Origin of the sequence: Mycetohabitans sp. B2 (assembly GCF_021733735.1) — a bacterium.
Taxonomy (GTDB): domain Bacteria; phylum Pseudomonadota; class Gammaproteobacteria; order Burkholderiales; family Burkholderiaceae; genus Mycetohabitans; species Mycetohabitans rhizoxinica.
In genome coordinates this window covers 25,870-46,367 of the sequence record NZ_JAHKSP010000043.1, presented here as the reverse complement: position 1 = coordinate 46,367, position 20,498 = coordinate 25,870, and the positions used below count along the sequence as shown (strand labels likewise).

Annotated in this window: 20 protein-coding genes and 1 pseudogene; 14 read left to right on the top strand and 7 right to left on the bottom strand. The window is 63.8% G+C overall.

Translation table 11 applies throughout. The features are described from left to right. The first annotated feature begins 43 nt into the window (after window positions 1–43). Window positions 44–1,825: a dihydrolipoyl dehydrogenase gene (gene lpdA, locus KPG66_RS08660; protein ID WP_237070657.1), complete on the top strand. Its 1,782-nt coding sequence runs from the start codon at window positions 44–46 to the stop codon at window positions 1,823–1,825. 280 nt (window positions 1,826–2,105) lie between these two features. On the opposite strand, the gene KPG66_RS08655 is transcribed toward lpdA, so the two are convergent. Next, window positions 2,106–2,672 carry a phasin family protein gene (locus tag KPG66_RS08655; RefSeq protein WP_237070656.1) on the bottom strand — a complete coding sequence of 189 codons (567 nt, stop codon included), beginning with the start codon at window positions 2,670–2,672 and terminating at the stop codon, window positions 2,106–2,108. Window positions 2,673–3,090: 418 nt separating this feature from the next. Here KPG66_RS08655 and pbpG point away from each other — a divergent pair, with 418 nt between their 5' ends. After that, window positions 3,091–4,260: a D-alanyl-D-alanine endopeptidase gene (pbpG, locus tag KPG66_RS08650; protein ID WP_237070655.1), complete on the top strand. Its 1,170-nt coding sequence runs from the start codon at window positions 3,091–3,093 to the stop codon at window positions 4,258–4,260. A gap of 116 nt (window positions 4,261–4,376) precedes the next feature. Here pbpG and KPG66_RS08645 read toward each other — a convergent pair whose 3' ends face one another. Further along, complete coding sequence (locus tag KPG66_RS08645; protein WP_237070654.1) at window positions 4,377–5,177, bottom strand: IclR family transcriptional regulator; 801 nt, start codon at window positions 5,175–5,177, stop codon at window positions 4,377–4,379. Between the two features lie 223 nt (window positions 5,178–5,400). Between KPG66_RS08645 and KPG66_RS17940 the strand changes: the two are divergent. From KPG66_RS17940 to iscX, 12 genes and pseudogenes are all read left to right on the top strand, one after another. Next, window positions 5,401–5,595, top strand: a pseudogene (locus tag KPG66_RS17940) (heterodisulfide reductase-related iron-sulfur binding cluster); the annotation flags it as partial. Next, a complete protein-coding gene (locus tag KPG66_RS17935; RefSeq protein WP_422393334.1) occupies window positions 5,584–5,850 on the top strand; it encodes a lactate utilisation protein LutB domain-containing protein in 267 nt (88 codons plus the stop codon). The pseudogene KPG66_RS17940 and the gene KPG66_RS17935, both read left to right, overlap by 12 nt. Next, complete coding sequence (locus KPG66_RS08630) at window positions 5,843–6,979, top strand: enoyl-CoA hydratase/isomerase family protein (protein ID WP_237070653.1); 1,137 nt, start codon at window positions 5,843–5,845, stop codon at window positions 6,977–6,979. Before KPG66_RS17935 ends, KPG66_RS08630 begins: the two co-directional genes overlap by 8 nt. 299 nt (window positions 6,980–7,278) lie before the next feature. Further along, entirely contained in the window at window positions 7,279–7,761 is a 483-nt protein-coding gene (locus KPG66_RS08625; RefSeq protein ID WP_237070652.1) for a low molecular weight protein-tyrosine-phosphatase, read from the top strand. A 150-nt stretch (window positions 7,762–7,911) separates the two neighbouring features. After that, window positions 7,912–8,442: a Fe-S cluster assembly transcriptional regulator IscR gene (iscR, locus tag KPG66_RS08620; protein ID WP_237070651.1), complete on the top strand. Its 531-nt coding sequence runs from the start codon at window positions 7,912–7,914 to the stop codon at window positions 8,440–8,442. A 56-nt stretch (window positions 8,443–8,498) separates the two neighbouring features. Continuing rightward, window positions 8,499–9,722 carry an IscS subfamily cysteine desulfurase gene (locus KPG66_RS08615; RefSeq protein ID WP_237070650.1) on the top strand — a complete coding sequence of 408 codons (1,224 nt, stop codon included), beginning with the start codon at window positions 8,499–8,501 and terminating at the stop codon, window positions 9,720–9,722. Between the two features lie 44 nt (window positions 9,723–9,766). Continuing rightward, window positions 9,767–10,192 carry a Fe-S cluster assembly scaffold IscU gene (gene iscU / locus KPG66_RS08610; RefSeq protein ID WP_013435721.1) on the top strand — a complete coding sequence of 142 codons (426 nt, stop codon included), beginning with the start codon at window positions 9,767–9,769 and terminating at the stop codon, window positions 10,190–10,192. A 95-nt stretch (window positions 10,193–10,287) separates the two neighbouring features. Continuing rightward, window positions 10,288–10,611 (top strand): iron-sulfur cluster assembly protein IscA, encoded by a 324-nt coding sequence (iscA, locus tag KPG66_RS08605; RefSeq protein WP_013435720.1) that lies wholly within the window; start codon window positions 10,288–10,290, stop codon window positions 10,609–10,611. Between the two features lie 82 nt (window positions 10,612–10,693). Then, window positions 10,694–11,224 (top strand): Fe-S protein assembly co-chaperone HscB, encoded by a 531-nt coding sequence (gene hscB / locus KPG66_RS08600; protein ID WP_237070649.1) that lies wholly within the window; start codon window positions 10,694–10,696, stop codon window positions 11,222–11,224. A gap of 64 nt (window positions 11,225–11,288) precedes the next feature. Next, a complete protein-coding gene (gene hscA / locus KPG66_RS08595; protein WP_237070648.1) occupies window positions 11,289–13,154 on the top strand; it encodes a Fe-S protein assembly chaperone HscA in 1,866 nt (621 codons plus the stop codon). Between the two features lie 38 nt (window positions 13,155–13,192). Beyond that, on the top strand, window positions 13,193–13,534 hold the full coding sequence (gene fdx, locus KPG66_RS08590; protein ID WP_013435717.1) for an ISC system 2Fe-2S type ferredoxin: 342 nt from the start codon (window positions 13,193–13,195) through the stop codon (window positions 13,532–13,534). A gap of 20 nt (window positions 13,535–13,554) precedes the next feature. Beyond that, window positions 13,555–13,752: a Fe-S cluster assembly protein IscX gene (gene iscX / locus KPG66_RS08585; RefSeq protein ID WP_041753682.1), complete on the top strand. Its 198-nt coding sequence runs from the start codon at window positions 13,555–13,557 to the stop codon at window positions 13,750–13,752. A 138-nt stretch (window positions 13,753–13,890) separates the two neighbouring features. On the opposite strand, the gene KPG66_RS08580 is transcribed toward iscX, so the two are convergent. The 5 genes from KPG66_RS08580 to KPG66_RS08560 all read right to left on the bottom strand — a co-directional run bounded on the left by KPG66_RS08580 (window position 13,891) and on the right by KPG66_RS08560 (window position 20,460). After that, on the bottom strand, window positions 13,891–14,619 hold the full coding sequence (locus tag KPG66_RS08580; protein WP_237070647.1) for a glycine zipper 2TM domain-containing protein: 729 nt from the start codon (window positions 14,617–14,619) through the stop codon (window positions 13,891–13,893). 223 nt (window positions 14,620–14,842) lie between these two features. Then, complete coding sequence (gene lysS / locus KPG66_RS08575) at window positions 14,843–16,375, bottom strand: lysine--tRNA ligase (RefSeq protein ID WP_237070646.1); 1,533 nt, start codon at window positions 16,373–16,375, stop codon at window positions 14,843–14,845. Window positions 16,376–16,393: 18 nt separating this feature from the next. Further along, window positions 16,394–17,498, bottom strand: a protein-coding gene (gene prfB, locus KPG66_RS08570; RefSeq protein ID WP_173362423.1) for a peptide chain release factor 2 whose coding sequence is annotated in 2 segments (ribosomal slippage) — window positions 16,394–17,425 and window positions 17,427–17,498 — 1,104 coding nt in all. Because the reading frame shifts where the segments join, the coding sequence is not laid out codon by codon here. A 45-nt stretch (window positions 17,499–17,543) separates the two neighbouring features. Further along, window positions 17,544–19,247 carry a single-stranded-DNA-specific exonuclease RecJ gene (gene recJ, locus KPG66_RS08565; protein ID WP_237070645.1) on the bottom strand — a complete coding sequence of 568 codons (1,704 nt, stop codon included), beginning with the start codon at window positions 19,245–19,247 and terminating at the stop codon, window positions 17,544–17,546. 10 nt (window positions 19,248–19,257) lie between these two features. Continuing rightward, a complete protein-coding gene (locus tag KPG66_RS08560; RefSeq protein ID WP_237070644.1) occupies window positions 19,258–20,460 on the bottom strand; it encodes a regulator in 1,203 nt (400 codons plus the stop codon). Window positions 20,461–20,498 lie beyond the last annotated feature (38 nt).

The window sequence follows — 20,498 nt, the reverse complement described above, 5'->3', positions numbered from 1 at the left end:
CCGGACGATATCAACCCGTTGCGCGAACAAGAAGGGGACGTGGATGAGTCTCGTTGAAGTGAAAGTGCCCGACATCGGCGATTCCAATGATGCCATCGTGATCGAAGTATTGATCCAGCCTGGCGATACGATCGACAAGGAGCAGTCGTTGTTGACGCTGGAAACCGACAAGGCGTCGATAGAGATACCGAGCGACTACGCTGGCACCGTGAAGGAAGTCAAGATCAAGCTCGGCGACAGCGTGTCCAAAGGCACCGTGATCGCGATCTTGGAGGTTGCTGCCCAGGCGGGTGCCGACGACGGTTACCTCGCGGCGCGACCGCCGGTTGCGTTCGTCTCGGCCCCCGCCTCGGCGCCGACGTCGGGACAGTCGCCCGCCTCCGGGGCGCCGGCTGCGGCCTATCGCGGCAGCGTCGACATCGAATGTGACATGCTGGTGCTTGGTGCCGGCCCGGGCGGATATTCGGCTGCGTTTCGCGCCGCCGATCTCGGCCTGAAAACCGTACTCGTCGAGCGCTACCCGACACTGGGCGGTGTGTGCCTGAATGTCGGATGCATTCCGTCAAAGGCGTTGCTGCACACCGCCGCTATCGTGGACGAGGCGGCGGCGCTGGCAGCGCATGGAATCACGCTCGGCAAGCCGCAGATCGATTTAGGCAAGCTGCGTGAGTTCAAGAGCGGCGTGGTGCGTAAGCTCACCACCGGGCTTGCCGGTATGGCCAAGGCGCGCAAGGTGCAGGTGGTGTCCGGCGTCGGGGCGTTCGTCGACCCTTATCATCTCGAGGTGCAGGCCGATGGCGGCAAGCAGATCGTGCGGTTCAAGCAGGCAATCATCGCGGCCGGCTCGCAAGCCGTGAAACTGCCGTTCCTGCCTGACGACGCACGCGTCATCGACTCCACCGGCGCGTTGGAGTTGCCGCAAATCCCGCAGCGGATGCTGGTGATTGGCGGCGGAATCATCGGGCTCGAAATGGCCACGGTGTATTCGACGCTCGGCGCGAGCATCGACGTGGTCGAGATGCTCGATGGTTTGATGCAGGGCGCGGATCGAGACCTCGTCAAAGTATGGGAGAAGTTTAACGCGAAGCGCTTCGCAAACGTGATGCTGAAGACCCGGACCACGGCTGCCGAGGCTAAGCCGGACGGCATCTATGTGAGTTTCGAAGGCGAGCATGCGCCAACGGGTCCGCAGCGCTACGACTTAGTGCTCGTCGCAGTCGGGCGCAGTCCAAACGGCAAGCGCATTGGCGCTGAGCGTGCTGGCGTTGCGGTGACCGAGCGTGGTTTCATTGACGTCGACAAGCAGATGCGTACCAACGTGCCGCACATCTATGCGATCGGCGATATCGTGGGTCAGCCGATGCTCGCGCACAAGGCGGTCCACGAAGGGCATGTGGCTGCGCAGGCCGCCGCCGGCGAAAAATCCTACTTCGATGCGCTGCAGATTCCTTCGGTGGCGTACACCGACCCTGAGGTCGCATGGGCCGGTAAGACAGAGGCGCAACTGAAGGCCGAGGGCGTCCAGTATGGCAAGGCCGTGTTTCCGTGGGCCGCCTCCGGGCGTGCGATTGCGAACGGCCGGGATGAGGGCTTCACAAAGTTGCTGTTCGATGAGCAGACCCATCGCGTGATCGGCGGCGGTATCGTTGGGCTCAATGCGGGCGATCTAATCAGCGAGATTTGCCTGGCCGTGGAAATGGGTGCGGACGCGACGGATATCGGCAAGACAATCCATCCACACCCGACGCTCGGCGAATCGGTTGGGATGGCCGCGGAACTGTACGAGGGTGTCTGCACCGATCTGCCGCCGCAGCGCAAGAAGTAGCGCGAGCCGTTGCCGGTTCGCGGTGAACGCGTGTAAGGCCGTGGAGGCGTGTTCAGTGTGCCTTCGCTATGCCTCGTCGAGGTGCCGGCACATTCAACGGCGCATTTCGTGAGACGCTGAGTCGCGCTTTGCCGGGGCACCGGCGAAAGTGCGCGACGCAGGGCGCCAGCGCGACGTGGAATCGATACCATCGTCCCATGCAGGCTTGCGCTGGCATGGGTTCATGCACCGCACCGTTGCCTTGGGCGCTGCCGGCTCCATGACACCGAGCCGGTAGCCGTTACTTCTTTGCGGCGTGCGATGCCTGTGCGGCCGCTTGCTGAGCAGCCTTCGACGCGGCGGTGGCGGCGGCGTTGAAGTTGCTTTCGGCGATCTCAACCGCTTGCTTCGTGGCCTTTTGTACCGTTTCGTACGTCGTGTTTGCGGCGGTGATCGCCGACTTCCACACCGAGACGGCGGTTTCTGAGCCAGCCGGTGCGTTCTTCGCGACGTTGTCGACCAACGCCTGCACCTTGCGGCTTTGCTCGTCGTACTGCGCTTGGGCAACGCGAACGAATTCGGCTTGTGTGGCCGATGTGATTTCGTACAGTTGACGGCCGTACGACAAGACCTTTTCCGCACCAGGCTGCGCCAGGCTGGCTTGCAACGACAACAGCTCCTGCGCATCCTTCACCGACAGCGCGCGGTGCGCGTTTTCCTGTGATTCGGCCAGTGTCGACTTTGCCGCTTGCAGGTTCAGTTCAACGAACTTTTCGATGCCTTCGAACGCTTTGTTCGTCAGACCAAACCATGTTTCCAGATTCGCCTTCTGGGCGACAGCGATTTGCTCCGGGGTCAACAGATTCATGCTTGCGCTCCTGATCCGACCCTGACGGGGCCGCTAGTGGGGAAGACTGCTGCGCGATTGTGCAATGCAGCATGATGCACATTGTAGGAGCGTTTTTGCGCGTGTCAAGCCTAATTTGTGCATTGCACAAATTAGGCTTTAACTTAATAAACAAGCGTTTAGCGACGCAAGACGACGGGCGCTGTAGCCGGTGCGGCAGGTTCAACGCAGCGTCTCGGCACACTGCGGTAGACACCGTTCAGCGACGGTGGAGCGAATCGCCGCGCGCGCCTGATTACTGATCTCAATTACACTGTGAGGCTCGATTGTCTTTCCTGAACGTTTTACAGATATTGGATTAAGTATTGGCAATAAGTGCCTAACGTCGTTCATCATTCCAGGCTTGGCTACACTTTCGGAAAATTCGGTCATAACACGAATGAAAAGCTCCCTGTTTTCTTCGCTGAAAGGCATCCGTGTTGCTGCCTTCAGCGCGGCGTTGTCCCTCGCCGGCTCAGCCGTACTGATGGCCGCGCTGGTCGCGCCGGCCAACGCGTATGTCGCCACCGCCGCGAAGGATGCGCGCGCGTCGCGCGCGAGCCATGCTGCCGCCGGCAAAGGTGGCAAGGTGTGGGCCGCGAAGCGCGTGTCCAAGGCTCAGCGGGTTTGCGCTGTGCGCTCGAGCAAGGTGGTGCGTCAGGCTGCCGCGCGGCCGTCGAAACGGCGCGTGTCGGCGCGCCTAGAGGGTCGCGCGCACCATGCGGCGGTGCGCCGGGTCGCGTACCAACCTAGGCCCGCGCTAGGCGCGTTCACGTTGCGGTCCGACGGCAGCGTGGCGTTGCGCTCGACGGTGGGCTTCATGGTCGATCAGCACACCGGCGAGGTACTGTACGACAAGAACTCGGCGTCAGTTGTGCCGATCGCGTCGATCACGAAGCTGATGACTGCGATGGTTGTGCTGGATTCGAAGGCGCCACTCAATGAAAGGCTGACGGTGACCGACGAGGACCGCGACTACGAGAAGGGCACCGGTTCCCGGTTGTCGATCGGCTCGACATTGTCGCGTGAGGATATGTTGCACATTGCGCTGATGGCCTCGGAGAATCGCGCCGCCGCGGCGCTGTCGCGCTACTATCCCGGCGGCCGGCCCGGGTTCATCGCGGCGATGAACCGCAAGGCCGCCGAATTGGGCATGGCGCAAACCCATTTCCAGAACGCGACCGGCCTGACGTCGCAGAACGTGTCCAGCGCGCGTGACCTCGTGAAAATGGTCAATGCGGCGTATCAGTATCCGCTGATCCGCCAGTTCTCGACTGACCGCAGCTACGATGTATTCACCGGCAAGCGCACGCTCGCCTATAACAGTACGAATGCACTGGTGCGCAACGCTTCGTGGGACATCGGGTTGCAAAAAACCGGCTTCATCAACGAGGCCGGCGAATGCCTGGTCATGCAGGCGACGATTCATGGCCGGCCCGTGATCATGGTGTTGCTGGACTCGTTCGGCAAGTATTCTCGTTTTGCCGATGCGCAACGGTTGCGCAATTGGATGGGCAATGGCGGAGTGCAACGCGTGACGAGCGCACAGACCAACGGCGCCGGCACCTGAACCGCACCCGTGTGCTAGTGTGCGGCCAATCCGCGCCCTGGCGCTGGCCGGGCCGGCGTGTGTTTGCGGGTCCATCGTCCGCTGGTGATACTGGGCGGACGGCGGGATCGTTTATTTCACGCGGCGGCGGCCGTGGTGGCGCTTGCCGGTGGTTGGTACCCGAGCGCCTGTGAAATTTCCAACGCGGTATGGGTGAGTTGGGCGATCCATGCGTCTTGCAAGCGGTCCGCCGGCGCGGACAGTGACAGGCCCGCCACCAGTTTCGAGCTGTCGTCATAGATGCCAGCTGCGATACATCGCACGCCCAGTTCCAGTTCCTCATTGTCACGTGCGCACGCTTGCTGGCGCACGTGTGCCAGTTCGCGCTCCAGTTTTGCTAGATCCGTGATGCTGTTCTGCGTATGGCCGGCCAGCCCGGTGCGCGTCGCGTAGGCGCGCACGCGCGATGCTTCGTCCGCAGCCAAGAATAGCTTGCCGACGGACGTCAGGTGCAGTGGCGCGCGGCCGCCGATCGCGCGGACCACCTGCATGCCGGAGCGCTCCGAATAGGCGCGCTCGATATAGACGATTTCGTCGCTTTGCCTAACAGATAGGTTCACCGTTTGACCCGTGAGCCGGTGCAGTTCGCGCATCGGGCCGAGCGCGGCGTCGCGCACCGACAACCGGGCTTTCACCAGATTGCCCAACTCGAGCAGGCGCATGCCTAGGCGGTACGTGCCGGGATCCGAACGATCGACGAGCCGGCACGTTACCATGTCGTTCAGGATCCGATGGGCAGTCGACGGATGAAGCGCGGTGCATTGCGCGAGGTCCTTAAGGCTGACAGGATCGCTATGCGCGGCGAGTGCGTCGAGCAGTCGCATCATCCGGTCGATTACCTGGATCGAGGTTTTGGCTTCTGCGTTCAGGTCACTCATCATGGGTACCGCTATGCTGCAGTAGAAGCCTGATTGTATCTCGTATTATGAAAGGTGCGAACAGGAGGAGACGGGTCTTTTAGGGGCCGCTTAGCGTTTCGCGCGAATCCGCTGATAGCCTGCTCCGAGCGGCGCGTGCAGATGCGGTTTGGACGCGATGCGCGCATAATCGGGGCATTTTGCAGCGGAATGGGGGGCCGGGATGACACATGCAGGGGAACGAATGCGCGTCGGCTTGTTTGTCACTTGTCTGGTCGATCTAATGCGGCCGGAAATCGGGTTCTCCGTCATCAAGCTGCTGGAGCATGCCGGGTTTGATGTCCACGTCCCGGCCGCTCAAACCTGCTGCGGCCAACCGGCGTACAACTCGGGGGAGCGGCGCATCGCCCGCGAACTCGCCGAGAAGGTGCTGCGCGAGAAGCAAGTCGAGCGCCGGCTGCGGCCATGGACCGAGCGCGCGTCGCTCACCGTGTGGGGCTTTGTCGCGATGCGCCCGGCGTTGTACGCGTTATTGACCCGAGCCGGCGTGCGCATACTGGAGCGCCTAGGCGGGTCTGGGCGCCGGATTTCGAAGCTGCCGTTCGGCGGCGGCTGGACCGACACGCGTGACATGCCGGTGCCGGTCGGTCGCACATTCCGTGAGCTTTACCAGGCGCGCCAGAACCATGGGTGACGCCCAGGTAGCAGGCGCAGCACCGGTGACAGCCGAGCATTTGAGTTATCAGGTGATCAACCGGGTGGCGGTCGTGACGCTGAATCGTCCCGATGCGCTGAACGCACTGTCGCATTCGATGGTGCGCACGCTGGCACAATGGGTCGAGCAATGCCGGGCGGATAACCGGATTTTGGCGCTAGTGCTGCGCGGTGCCGGTGACAAGGGCTTTTGTGCGGGCGGCGATGTGCGGGCGCTGTACCGGCTGGCGATCGCCGGCGAGCGCGCGTGGCAAGCATTCTTCATTGACGAATATCGGCTCGATTTCGCGCTGCATCATTTCCCCAAGCCCGTGGTGGCGCTGATGGACGGCATTACGATGGGCGGCGGAATGGGGTTGGCGCAGGGTGCCTCGCTGCGGATCGCCACCCAACGTAGCCGGATCGCGATGCCGGAAACGCGAATCGGTTTCGTGCCGGACGTGGGGGCCACGCGGTTTTTGGCCGTGATGCCGGTAGAGTTGGAATTGTATGTTGGATTGACCGGCGTGACGCTCAGCGGGGCCGATGCGCAGCGGCTTGGATTGGCCGATCGACTGGTTGACGCCGATGCGTTGCGCGATTTCGACGTGCGACTGTGTGAGGCGGACACCACGGACATCGATCGGGCGCTAAAGCAGGTGTTCGGCGGCCCGGATCCCGAGCCGGGACAGGTATGCAGTACCGTGGACGATTGGCGTGCGCTAGCCGTGCGTCATTTCAATCCTCGCCACTCGGTTGAGCAGATCGTTGCGTCGCTGCGCGGCCATCTGTCGGCTGGTCCCTGCGAGGCCGAGCGCGCATGGCTCGGCGCGACCCTTGATGCGCTGACCGCCTATTCCCCCACCATGCTCAACGTAACGCGGCAGGCGTTGCTGCGGGGACGCCACATGACGCTGGCTGAATGCCTGCGGATGGAACTGGCAATCGCCACACAGGCGATTGACGACGGCGACTTTTGCGAAGGGGTGCGGGCGCACCTGATTGACAAGGACAAGCGGCCGCGCTGGGCGCCGGTCACGCTGGCCGAGGTCTGCGAAGAGCGTGTCGCTGCGATGCTGCGCTCGCCGTGGCGCGCCGACGTGCATCCGCTGGCCGATCTGCACGACTGAACTGCTCAACTCACGCATCGCGCACGCCCCCGTGGCGCCTGCTCAGGGCCAGTGTGCGTATCCGCCTTGCGGGCTCTTCCGTGCGGGGCTGCGCGTTGCGCTGGCTCGGTCCGCTCAGCCAAGAGCGGTTCAATGCGAAGTTGGCGCGTGCCGTATCATATCGGCTCATCGATGGTGAGCCCATGCCCAGGCGTGCCGGGCGGCCCGGGCGCGACGCGGCAATCGTGCCTATCAGCACAAGCATCCAGCACGAGCATGGATTCCAGCGTAGAATTGCGGCGCTCCGAACATTCAAATCCATGAAAACCATCGCGCTGCTTTTCGTCTGCCTTGGCAACATCTGCCGTTCCCCCACCGCCGAAGCGGTGATGCGCGCCAAGGTGCACGAGGCTGGGCTGGCCGACACGATCCGCTTGGACTCTGCCGGCACTGGCGACTGGCATGTGGGTGCCGCGCCCGACCCCCGGGCGTGCCGTGCCGCGATGTCGCGGGGTTACGCGTTGGATGCGTTGCGCGCCCGGCAGGTCATCGCCAGCGATTTTGCGCGGTTCGATCTGCTGCTCGCGATGGACCACGACAACGCCGCCGAGCTGCGGCGCCGTTGCCCGTCCGAGCATGGGCATAAGATCCGTCTGCTGATGGAGTTCGCGCGCCGCCACGATACCGACGTAGTCGGCGATCCTTATTTCGGTGGCCACGAGGGCTTCGAGCGCGTGCTTGACGAAGTCGAGGACGCCTGCGACGGCTTGCTCGCGCAGTTGCGGCATCGCTACGCGATCTAGGCGGCACGCAGCGCGCGGGCCGACGACGGTGCGCGTTGCTGCATAGGGCGGCGCGCTGTTCTGGCCCTGTCCGCGGTAGGGGTACTTGACTAAAACGCTAGGATATTTATACTTGACAGAAATTGTCGAGAATTACGGGTGCCCCACACCATGAGACTCACTACAAAAGGTCGCTTCGCCGTTACCGCGATGATCGACTTGGCGTTGCGCCAAGAAAAGGGCCCCGTGACGCTCGCGGGCATTAGCCAGCGGCAGCGGATCTCGCTGTCCTATTTGGAGCAGCTGTTTGGCAAGTTGCGCCGGCACGAAATCGTCGAGTCGGTGCGCGGACCGGGCGGCGGCTACAATCTTGCGCGCCGCGCCGACGAGGTGACCGTAGCCGACATCATTATCGCTGTTGACGAGCCGCTGGACGCGACGCAGTGCGGTGGCAAGGGCACGTGCGAAGGCACCAAGCAGCCAGGCGGCCATTGCATGACGCATGAATTGTGGTCGACGCTGAACCAGAAGATGGTCGAGTATCTCGATTCCGTGTCGCTGCAAGACTTGGTCGACCAACAGCGCTTGCGCGAGAGTACAGCGCCGGTGCGGCTCGACCGGCGAGGCGAGCCGGTCGCGCCGGACACGGTCCGCGTTGGGCCAAAAGGACCGAATTCCGTATTCAACATCGCCCAGTCCTGAGCAGGCGACGACGTGACACACGTATTGGCAGCAGACACAGACTTGCGGAGCCCCACATGAAAAATCCCCCGTTCCACTTGCCCATCTACATGGACTACAGCGCGACGACGCCTGTTGACCCGCGCGTGGTGGATAAGATGATCCCGTATCTGCGCGAGCAATTCGGCAACCCGGCCTCGCGCAGCCATGCGTATGGCTGGGAAGCCGAGCGCGCGGTCGAGCAGGCGCGCGAGCAGGTGGCCGCGCTGGTCAATGCCGATCCGCGCGAGATCATTTGGACGTCGGGCGCGACCGAGTCGGACAACCTGGCGCTGAAGGGCGCGGCGAATTTTTATCGCAGCAAGGGCAAACACATTGTCACGGTGAAGACCGAGCACAAGGCCGTGCTCGACGCCACGCGCGAATTGGAGCGGCAAGGCTTCGAGGTGACATACCTGGACGTGCGCGACAATGGCCTACTCGACCTGGAGGCATTCAGTGCGGCGTTGCGGCCGGACACGATTCTCGTGTCGGTGATGCATGTGAACAACGAGATCGGCGTGATCCAGGATATCGCAGCCATCGGCGAGATCTGCCGTCAAAAAGGAATTGTGTTCCACGTTGATGCCGCCCAGGCGACCGGCAAGGTCGAAATCGACCTGCAGAAGCTAAAGGTCGACCTGATGTCGTTTTCCGCGCACAAGACTTATGGGCCGAAGGGGATCGGTGCGCTGTATGTGCGGCGCAAACCGCGTGTGCGGATCGAGGCGCAGATGCACGGCGGTGGCCATGAGCGGGGCATGCGCTCGGGCACGCTCGCCGCCCATCAAATCGTGGGCATGGGCGAGGCGTTCCGACTGGCCCGCGAGGAAATGGCCACTGAGAACGAGCGGGTGCGGATGCTGCGCGACCGCTTGCTCGACGGCCTGCTGCGGATTGACGAGGTGTACGTGAACGGCGACATGCATGCGCGTGTGCCGCACAACTTGAACGTGAGCTTTAACTTCGTCGAGGGCGAGTCTTTAATCATGGCGGTCAAGGATGTCGCGGTATCGTCTGGCTCCGCCTGCACGTCCGCGTCGCTGGAGCCGTCGTACGTGCTGCGCGCGCTGGGCCGTAACGACGAATTGGCGCATAGCTCGATCCGCTTCACGGTGGGGCGCTTTACGACCGAGCAGGAAGTGGACTACGTGATCGCGTTGTTGAACAACAAGATCGCGAAGCTGCGCGAGCTTTCGCCGCTGTGGGAAATGCATCAGGAAGGGATCGACCTGTCGTCGATCCAATGGGCCGCGCATTGAGCGCGATGGCTTGAACCCCTACGAATACAGCAAGGAGTACGGCAATGGCTTATAGCGACAAGGTTTTAGACCACTACGAAAACCCGCGCAATGTCGGATCGTTCGCGAAGGACGACGACGCGGTTGGTACTGGCATGGTCGGCGCGCCAGCGTGCGGCGACGTGATGAAGCTGCAAATCCGGGTCGGCGCGGATGGAGTCATCGAGGACGCGAAGTTCAAGACCTATGGCTGCGGCTCCGCGATCGCGTCCAGTTCGCTGGTGACGGAATGGGTCAAGGGCAAGACGCTGGACCAGGCGCTCTCGATCAAGAACTCCCAGATCGCCGAGGAGTTGGCGCTGCCGCCGGTGAAGATCCACTGCTCGATCCTGGCGGAAGACGCGATCAAGGCGGCAGTGGCTGACTACAAGAAGCGACGTGTGGCGGTAGCCGGCGAACCTGCTGTCCAGGCGGGCGAAGCGGCGGCTTGACCGTCGCGGGGAGCCGCTTGACCGGCCGGTTCGGCCGGTCAAGCGCGGCAATGGGCGAACCGATCAATGACGGCCGGCCAAACCGGTGAACGAAGATGGCGATCACTTTGACGGAAAAAGCGGCACAGCATGTGCAGAAGTACCTGACGCGCCGTGGCAAGGGCATCGGGCTGCGGCTTGGCGTGCGCACGACCGGCTGCTCGGGCCTGGCGTACAAGCTCGAATACGTCGATGAACTGGACGGTGGCGACATGGTGTTTGAGAGCCACGGGATCAAGGTCATTGTTGATCCGAAGAGCCTGGCGTACATCGACGGCACAGAACTGGATTTCGCTCGTGAAGGGCTGAACGAGGGATTTCGGTTTAACAACCCGAATGTGAAGGACGAATGCGGGTGCGGCGAGTCGTTCCGCGTCTGATTCGTCGCATGTTGTTTTTGGCGCCCTTGGCGTATTCCCTCGGTGCCACCATACAGTGGGGCACTAGTTGTGATTCCCGACCATGCGTTCGCTAACCCAGAATCACTTTGAATTGTTCCAGTTGCCCGAGCGTTTCGGGTTGGACGCGCGCGCGCTCGATAATGCCTATCGCGCCGTACAGGCGCAGGTGCATCCGGACCGTTTCGCTTCAGCCGGCGACGCGCAAAAGCGCATCGCGATGCAATGGGCGACGCGCGCGAACGAGGCGTACCGGACACTAAAGTCACCGCTGCGACGCGCGACCTATCTGTTGCACCTGCGTGGCATCGACGTTGGCGCGGAAAACAATACCGCGATGGAACCGGCATTCCTGATGCAGCAAATGGAATGGCGCGAGCGGACCGAGGATGCGGCTGCGGCGCGCAATGTCCAGGCGCTGCAGGCGCTGCTGCACGAGTTGCGGGACGAGGAATCGGCACGGCTCACGCGGCTCGGCGAATGGCTCGATTCCGGCGCAGACCAGCCGGCGGCCGAAGCGGTGCGCCAGTTGATGTTCATCGAACGGGTCGCGCACGAAATCGACGCACGGATCGACAAACTAGAGGCGGCATGAAGCTTGCCGCCCGATGCGACGCGCGGGCGTCATGCGCTCGGCATCGTATTCCACATGGATAAAGATGGCTTTACTGCAAATCTCCGAACCCGGCATGGCACCGGCGCCGCACCAGCGCCGAATTGCCATCGGCATCGATCTTGGGACGACCCACTCGCTGGTAGCCGCGGTGCGCAACAGCCTTCCGGAGGTGTTGCCTGACGACGAAGGGCGGGCGTTGCTGCCATCCGTCGTCCGCTACCTGCCTGGCGGTGGGCGCAAGATCGGTTATCCGGCGAAGGAAGACGCAGCGTTGGATCCGCGTAACACGATTGTCTCGGTCAAGCGCTTCATGGGACGCGGCAAGGCCGACATGCAGTACCTGGACAACGCACCTTACGCCTTCGTTGACGCGCCCGGCATGGTCCAGCTGCAAACCGTGGATGGCGTGCGCAGCCCGGTCGAGGTCTCTGCGGAGATCCTCGCGACATTGCGGCAGCGCGCCGAGGATACGCTCGGTGACGACATAGTCGGTGCCGTCATCACGGTTCCCGCCTATTTTGACGACGCGCAGCGGCAGGCCACGAAAGATGCCGCACAGCTCGCCGGCTTGAACGTGTTGCGCTTGTTGAACGAGCCGACCGCCGCGGCGATCGCCTATGGGCTGGACAGCGGTGCACAAGGGCTATACGCGGTGTACGACTTGGGTGGCGGCACATTTGACTTGTCGGTGCTCAAGCTCACGCGTGGCGTGTTCGAGGTACTGTCCACGGGGGGCGATTCGGCGCTGGGGGGCGATGACTTCGACCAGGTGCTGTATCGGCATGTGCTGAATCGCGCGGGGCTCGGCACGCTGCCGCCGCAGGACGTGCGGGCGCTGCTGGATGCGGTGCGTGTCGCTAAGGAAACGCTGTCGGTTCAGGACGAGGCCGTGCTCGACGTCACGTTATCCTGTGGTCGGCGCGTCGTGCTGACGCTCACGGAAGCCGAATTCGCGACGCTGACCCAGCCGCTGGTCGAACGTACGCTGGCACTCACGCGCAAGGCGTTGCGCGATGCGAAAGCAATGCCGCAGGATTTCGACGGCATCGTGCTGGTAGGTGGCTCCACGCGTATGCGTGGTGTGCGTCGGGCTGTCGAGCAGTATTTCGGCAAGGCACCGTTGACCGACTTGGATCCAGACCAGGTCGTTGCACTGGGCGCCGCGATCCAGGCCGACGTGCTGGCCGGCAACCGGCGCGAGGGCGACGACTGGTTGCTGCTCGACGTGATACCGCTGTCGCTCGGGTTAGAGACGATGGGCGGGCTGGTGGAGAAGATTATTCCGCGGAACTCGACGATTCCTGTGGCACGGGCGCAGGAATTCACGACGTTCAAGGACGGCCAGAGCGCGATGGCCATTCACGTGGTGCAGGGCGAGCGTGAATTGGTGTCCGACTGTCGCTCGCTCGCGCGTTTCGAGTTGCGCGACATTGCGCCGATGACCGCCGGCGCCGCTCGGATCCGCGTCACGTTTCAGGTCGATGCGGACGGGCTGTTGTCCGTGTCCGCCCGCGAAATGCAGTCGGGCACGGAGGCGGCGGTGGTCGTCAAGCCGTCGTATGGGCTGGGTGACGACGATATTGCGCGAATGCTCGAGGATAGTTTCAGCAGCGCGGAGCGCGACATGCGGGCGAGGGCGTTGCGCGAGGCACAAATCGACGCGCGGCGCCTGGCGGACGCCACCGACGCGGCGCTGGCGGCCGATGGGGAATTGCTCGACGCCGCCGAGCGTGCCGACGTCGATGCCAAATTGAACGCGCTGCGCGCCGTGATCGACGGTGACGACGCGGACCGCATCGACGAGGCGACAAAAGCCCTATCGGCCGCGACCGACGAGTTCGCCGCGCGGCGCATGGACAAGAGTATTCGTGGCGCGCTCGCCGGCCGCAAGCTTGACGAAATCGGCTGACCGTTGCCGCTACTGCCGCTTTACAGGACTGTTCTCCCATGTCTCAAATTGTTGTTTTGCCCCATGTCGAGTTGTGTCCCGAGGGGGCGGTGCTTGAAGCCGAGCCTGGCAAGAGCGTCTGCGATGCGTTGCTGGATGCTGGCATCGAGATCGAGCATGCGTGCGAGAAGTCGTGCGCGTGTACCACGTGCCACGTGATCGTGCGCGAAGGGTTCGATGCGCTGGCGCCGTCCGAGGAGGATGAGGACGATTTGCTAGACAAGGCCTGGGGCCTGGAGCCGACTTCCCGGTTGTCGTGTCAGGCCAAGGTGCCGCAAAATGCGGATCTGGTGATCGAGATTCCGAAATACTCGATCAATCATGCGAAGGAAAATCATTGAGTCCAAGGAGGGCGGCGGCGATGAAATGGACCGACATAAACGACATCGCGATGGCACTGACCGATGCCTATCCTGACGTTGATCCTCAATACGTGCGTTTCACCGACCTGCATCGATGGGTGACGGAACTGGACGGCTTTGACGACGACCCGGAGCGCTCGAGTGAAAAGATTCTCGAGGCGATCCAGGCCGCGTGGATCGAGGACGCTGACTACTAAACTTCATGGACTCTTCCGATCCGTGCCGCCGGCGCCCCCAATCTGCATCGCCGGTGTCCCCGATCTGCGTCGCCGGTGCCTCCAGCCTGCGTCACGGGTGTTCCCAACCTGGGTTGCCGGTGCCTAGTCCACGACCTGTCAACCGGCGTGCCTGAGCGTGCCGTTTTCGATTCGTACGCGCTCACCGGCCTGGAAGGAGGGGGGCTGCCGGTACGTGAAGTTGCGCAGCTTGCCGTTTTGCATCCGTACGTGGACCCGATAGTCCGTTTCGCTGCGCACATGTTTCTCGACCGAGTTGCCGGCCAGTCCGCCACCGAGCGCGCCGAGCAACGTCATCGCGGTACGTCCACCGCCGCCGCCGAACTGGTTGCCGATCACGCCGCCTGCCACTGCGCCGCCGAGCGCGCCGAGCCCTGTGCTATGGCCTTCGCGCCGGACAGGAACGACCGACTCCACGGTGCCGCATGATGCGCAGGCTGCCACACGGGGCGGTGCATATGACGGTTCGGCACCGGACCCAGTGCCATGTTGCGCGTAGTCGGCGGGCGGCGCGGGCAGGGCTGCACTGCCCGATTGCTGTGCACGTGGCGCATACGACGCGGCGGGTGGGGCGGGCGGTGCCGATTGCTGTGCGGGCGAGAGCGCCTGGGGCGACGTAGCGCTCGACTGCACGGCAGCCGCCGGTGCGGCGGAATGCAGGGCCGGCGGCTGCGCGGCTTGGGTGATCGGCGCGGCATCGTTCCGCGCACTGCTGCTGGATGCGTTAGGCAGCAACCCGGTGACGGCCGCGGTCGTGGCCAGGCTGGCAATGATGACCCCGACCGCGGCGGCCGCGACCAGCGGATGGAGCTTGCGTGGGCTTTCCATTTTGTTGACCTCCACGAAGGGGGCGCTTTCCGAATACGCCTAGTCTGCGCGATGCCCCGTCCGTTGTCGGTTTCAAGTTGTAACCAATTGCGGCGTACCAGCCGCCGCACCCGCGCCGCTTTACTGTTCGTTACAAATAATTAGGGCCGGCAACTTGCCGGCCCGCAGGGCGACGTTGGCGCACGGACCTGCTCGCGGCCGACTGTACGCGCGTATTGTCGCGTCAATCCTCGCGCCGCAGGTGCGGGAACAGGATCACGTCGCGGATGCTCGGGCTGTCGGTCAGCAGCATCACGAGCCGGTCGATGCCGATACCGCATCCACCGGTTGGCGGCATGCCGTATTCGAGCGCGCGGATGTAGTCAGCGTCGTAGTACATCGCTTCCTCGTCGCCGGCATCTTTCTGCGCGACCTGCTGGCGAAAACGTGCCGCCTGGTCCTCCGGATCGTTCAGTTCCGAGAAGCCGTTTGCGATCTCGCGGCCGGTAATGAACAACTCGAAGCGCTCGGTAATGCCGGGGACCGTGTCCGACGCCCGCGCGAGCGGCGACACTTCCACCGGATAGTCGACGATATAGGTCGGCTCCCACAACTGCGCTTCAGCGGTTTCCTCGAATAGGGCAAGCTGCAGGGCTCCCACGCCGGCGTTGCGCAACGGCGCAGCGTGGGTATCGACGCCGAGCCGGTGCAATTCCGCACGCAGCCAGTCGCGGTCAGCAAGCTGTGCGTCGCTATATTGCGGCGCATACTTTTGGATCGCACCGGTGATCGTCAAGCGGTGAAAAGGCTTGCCCAAGTCCAGTTCGCGTCCCTGATAGTGGACCGCCGTCGTACCTCGCGCGTCCAGCGCCGCTTGTCGGATCAACTGCTCAGTGAAGTCCATCAGCCAGCGGTAGTCGGTGTACGCGGCGTAGAACTCCATCATCGTGAATTCCGGATTGTGCCGCGGCGAGACTCCTTCGTTGCGGAAATTCCGGTTGATTTCGAATACGCGGTTCAATCCGCCGACGATCAGCCGCTTCAGGTACAGCTCCGGCGCGATGCGCAGGAACATCTGCATGTCCAGCGCATTGTGGTGCGTGATGAACGGCTTGGCCGCCGCGCCGCCCGGGATCGGGTGCAGCATCGGCGTTTCGACTTCCATGAAGTCCGCGTTCGTCATGAAATGACGGATCGACGCGATCGTGCGCGTGCGTGCCTGGAACGTCTGGCGTGCTTCGGGCGTGACGATCAGGTCCACGTAGCGCTGCCGGTAGCGTGTTTCCTGGTCGGATAACCCATGAAACTTGTCCGGCAGCGGCCGGATGGCCTTGGACAGCAGCCGCAGCCCGGTGCAGCGCACCGACAGCTCGCCCTTGTTGGTCCGGAACAGCACGCCGTGCGCCGCGATGATGTCGCCCAGGTCCCATTTTTTGAATGCATCGTAGGTATCGGCACCGACGTCAGCTGGCGTGATGAAGAACTGGATCTGACCGGTGCCGTCCTGCACGGTCGCGAAGCTCGCCTTGCCCATGATGCGCTTGAGCATCATCCGGCCGGCAATCGATACGTTGAGCGCGAGCGCCTCAAGGGCGTTCTTGTCGGTGTCGGCGAAGCGAGCGTGCAGATCCGCCGCGCTGTGTTCTGGGCGGAAGTCGTTCGGATACGCGATACCTTGCTCGCGCAGCGCCCGCAGCTTGTCGCGGCGCTCTGCGATGATCGCGTTGTCGCCGCTGTCGATGCCGGCTTGCGCGGCATTGAAATTCTTTTCGGTCATGGTCAGTTGCGCCCGCGGTTATACGCCTTGCTTCAGGCTCGCGCTGATGAAATCGTCAAGGTCCCCGTCGAGCACCGCACGCGTGTTGCTGATTTCGACGTTGGTGCGCAAGTCCTTCACGCGGCTCTGGTCGAGCACGTAGGAGCGGATCTGGTGGCCCCAGCCCACGTCGGTCTTGCTCGATTCGAGCTTGTCCTGCTCGGCCTGGCGTTTGCGCATCTCCGCCTCGTACAGCCGCGATTTGAGCATCGCCATCGCCTCGGCGCGGTTTCGATGCTGCGAGCGGTCGTTTTGGCACTGCACGACGATGCCTGACGGCAAATGCGTGATGCGTACCGCCGAGTCGGTCTTGTTGATGTGCTGGCCGCCGGCCCCGGATGCGCGAAACGTGTCAATGCGCAGGTCGGCCGGGTTGACGTCGATGTCGATCGATTCATCCACTTCCGGATACACGAACACCGACGAGAACGACGTATGGCGGCCGCCAGACGAATCAAACGGCGACTTGCGCACCAGGCGGTGGATGCCGGTCTCGGTGCGCAGGTAGCCATAGGCATACTCGCCTTCGACCTTGATCGTGGCATTCTTGATGCCTGCCACTTCACCATCGGATTGCTCGAGCACTTCGGCCTTGAAGCCCTTGCGCTCGCAGTAGCGCAGATATTGGCGCAACAGCATCGACGCCCAGTCCTGTGCTTCGGTGCCACCGGCGCCGGCCTGGATGTCGACGAAGCAGTTGTTCGGATCGGCCGGATTGTTGAACATTCGGCGGAACTCGATGTCGGCCACGCGGCGCTCCAGGGCCTGCACGTCGCGCTCGCAGGCGAGCAGCGTGTCATCGTCCTGCTCCTCGCTGGCCAGCTCGAACAGCTCCTGCGTGTCTGTCAGGTCGCCGTTCAGTGCCGAGAGCATCTGCACGACCGCGTCGAGCAGCTTCTTCTCGCGACCGAGCGCCTGCGCCTGCTTCGAGTCGCTCCACACGTTCGGATCTTCGAGCGCCGTGTTGACTTGCGTTAGGCGGGCTTGTTTCGCATCGAAGTCAAAGATACCCCCGTAGCTCTCCCGCGCGCTTGCGCAGGTCGGCGAGGGTCGCTTCGATCGCGTTCAGACGTTCTGCTTCCATGTCGATCGGGGCCTTGCAAAAAGGGTAAATTATAGCGGATCGACATCAGGAAGCCGCATGCTCGACGACCAGCTGCACACGCGACACACCGTTCCAAGTGTCGCGCACGAGCCGGTAGGCGAACAGCGCCCGTGCCGGAAGCGTGTCGATGTGGTTGAACCAGATGGCCGCAAAGCGCAGGCGCCCGCGGGCAAGCTGCAGCTTCAGGTGCCGCTCCTTGACGAGTGACTGAGACAGCACGTCGAACTCCCCTGAAAAAACCGGCGCCGGGAAGCCCTGGCCCCATACCGCGTTGTCGATCAGCTCGACGAACGATGGTGTGTGATATGCGTCCTCCAGCTCGCCGTCGGTCTCGATCTGTCGCGCGAGCGCGTCCTCGTTCAGCCATTCGCGTGCCAGCGCCTCGAATGCCGCCGTGAAGCGCGGCACGTCGCTGGTGCGCAGCGTGAGGCCGGCGGCCATCGCGTGGCCGCCAAAGCGCTCGATCAGTCCGGGCTCCCGCTTGGAGATCAAGTCCAGCGCGTCGCGCAAATGAAATCCCGGAATCGAGCGTCCCGAGCCTTTCACGCGCTCGCCCGACTCGTCGGCCGGTGCGAACGTGATTGCCGGCCGGTGGAAGCGCTCCTTGAGCCGGCCGGCGACGATGCCGATCACCCCCTGGTGCCACGCCGGGTTGAACAGCGTGATCGTGGCCGCGTCGCGCGGATCGAGCAGTGCGAGTTCGGCCAGCGCCTGTTCCTGCATCCCTGCCTCGATTTCACGCCGTTCGCGGTTCATTGCATCGAGTTGCTGCGCCAGCGCATCGGCGCGCTGTGCATCGTCGGTGACCAGGCATTCGATGCCAAGCGACATGTCGGAGAGCCGACCTGCCGCATTCAGTCGCGGCCCCAACGCAAACCCCAGGTCGAATGCGGATGCGTTGCGCGCATCGCGCGCGGCCGCCCGGAAAAGCGCGGCCACGCCCGGTTGCATCTTGCCGGTGCGGATGCGCTGAAGGCCCTGCGCAACCAGCACGCGGTTGTTCGCGTCCAGCCGCACGACGTCGGCCACCGTGCCCAGCGCGACCAGGTCGAGCAGACCGTCCAGCCGCGGCTCGGGACGGCCATCGAAGGCGCCGCGCTCGCGCAATAGCGCGCGCAGTGCCAGTAGCACGTAGAACATCACGCCGACGCCGGCCAGGTGCTTGCTCGGGAACGCGCAGCCCGGTTGGTTTGGGTTGACGATCGCACGTGCCGCGGGCAGCGTGTCGCCGGGCAGGTGGTGATCGGTAATCAGCACGTCGATGCCGAGCGCGTTGGCGGCCGCCACGCCGTCTACGCTGGCGATCCCATTGTCGACAGTGATCAGCAGGTCGGGGCGTGCGCCAGGGCGGCGGGCGGCCAGCTCGACGATCTCCGGCGTCAGTCCGTAGCCGTATTCGAATCGGTTTGGCACCAGGTAGTCGACGTGCGCGCCGAACAGGCGTAGGCCGCGCACGGCCACCGCGCATGCGGTCGCGCCATCGCAATCATAGTCGGCCACCACTAGGATCTGCCGTCGCGCGGCAATCGCATCGGCCAGCAGCGCGGCTGCGGCGCTGGCGCCTGAAAGCTGCGCTGGCGGCAGTAGTCGCGCCAGCGCGGTTTCCGCCTCGGCGGGCGTACCGATGCCGCGCGACGCATACAGCCGAGCGAGCACCGGATGGATACCATGCTGTGCAAGGGCATGCGCGTCGGCGGGCGGGCAGGTTCGGGTGACGATTCGGGTCATGGGGGCGGGCTCACGGCAACAGCGACGCAAATGACCGGCGTCGCCAAAATTTTTTCATGTCGATGGGGCGCACGATGAGCGTCGTCGTGCCGGTGTCGCTGCACAGCGTCAACGCGAGTTCCGCGAGTTCGCGGCGTTGCAACGCCGCGAGCGCCGGCGCGAACCAGTCGCGCTCCAGCGCCGCGAATGCGGCGCGAAAGCGCGGCCAGTCCTGCTGCACGAATGGCGCGCTCAGTTGATCGAGCTCGACCAACGTCACACCGGCTGTGCCGCGACCCGTGGCGCGGGCCGCGGTCTGACCGCCGGTTTGCTGCCGCAGCATGTCGAAAGTGGCAGGTGGTATCGCCAACGCCGCGCCGGACGCGAGCGCGAGCCCACGCGTGGCCGCTGCCTGCGATAGCACGCGCTTGAAGGGCCGCGACACCGGCGTCATGCGCCCTTGTGCGTGAAGCCAGATCGAATTGGCGGCGGGCAACCCGCGTGCTTCCCGAGCCTGGTTGACTGGATGCTCGAACCAGGCCATCTGGACCTCGTTCTGCAGCTTCATCCACGTGCGTGGCCGGCGGCCGGTATGGGCCTCGTGCGGCAGCCAGATCTCGATGCTGCGGCCGGCGGCGCGCAGGGGCGCCGCGCTGGCTAACGAGCCGAGTTGCTCGCTCGACAAGTACCAGCGCAGCGGCGTTGGGGCAGCCACCTCTACGCCGAGCGCCTCGATAAGGGGCCGTGCGACGGCAAGTAGCGCGGCCGCGTCATCCGTCGAAAGCTGCAGCGTCGCGGGATCGATTAGCACCAGATGATCGTGCGCGACCTGTACATGGACGGGCTCGACGCATGCCCAGACGGCATCGCGCGGTTCGCCGCCGTCCGCAAGCAGCATGTACGGGGCAAGCGGGGTCTCGTCGTCGGTCGCGGCAGCCGACTGGACTGCGCGCTCGCTCGATGCGGCATCGTCTGCCTGCTGGCGCGACGCAGTAGGTGCAGCGGCATGGCCGACGCCGAAACAGCGGGCGACCCATCGCTCGTGTGGCAAGGTGCGCTGGAAATCGTCCCCGATCACGCGTTCGACGAGCGTCGCGCGTTCGAGCAACCTGTCCAGCGCCGGCTTATCTAGGTCCTGCAGCGCCGGCTGTGCGCTGGCCGCGGTGGGCAACGCAAAGGGCAGCAGTAGGTGGAGGCGGGAAACGGAGTGTGCGACATGCATGATGGAGCGCATTGTAGGGCAATCCACCCGGTCATATCGATCTCGTTTGC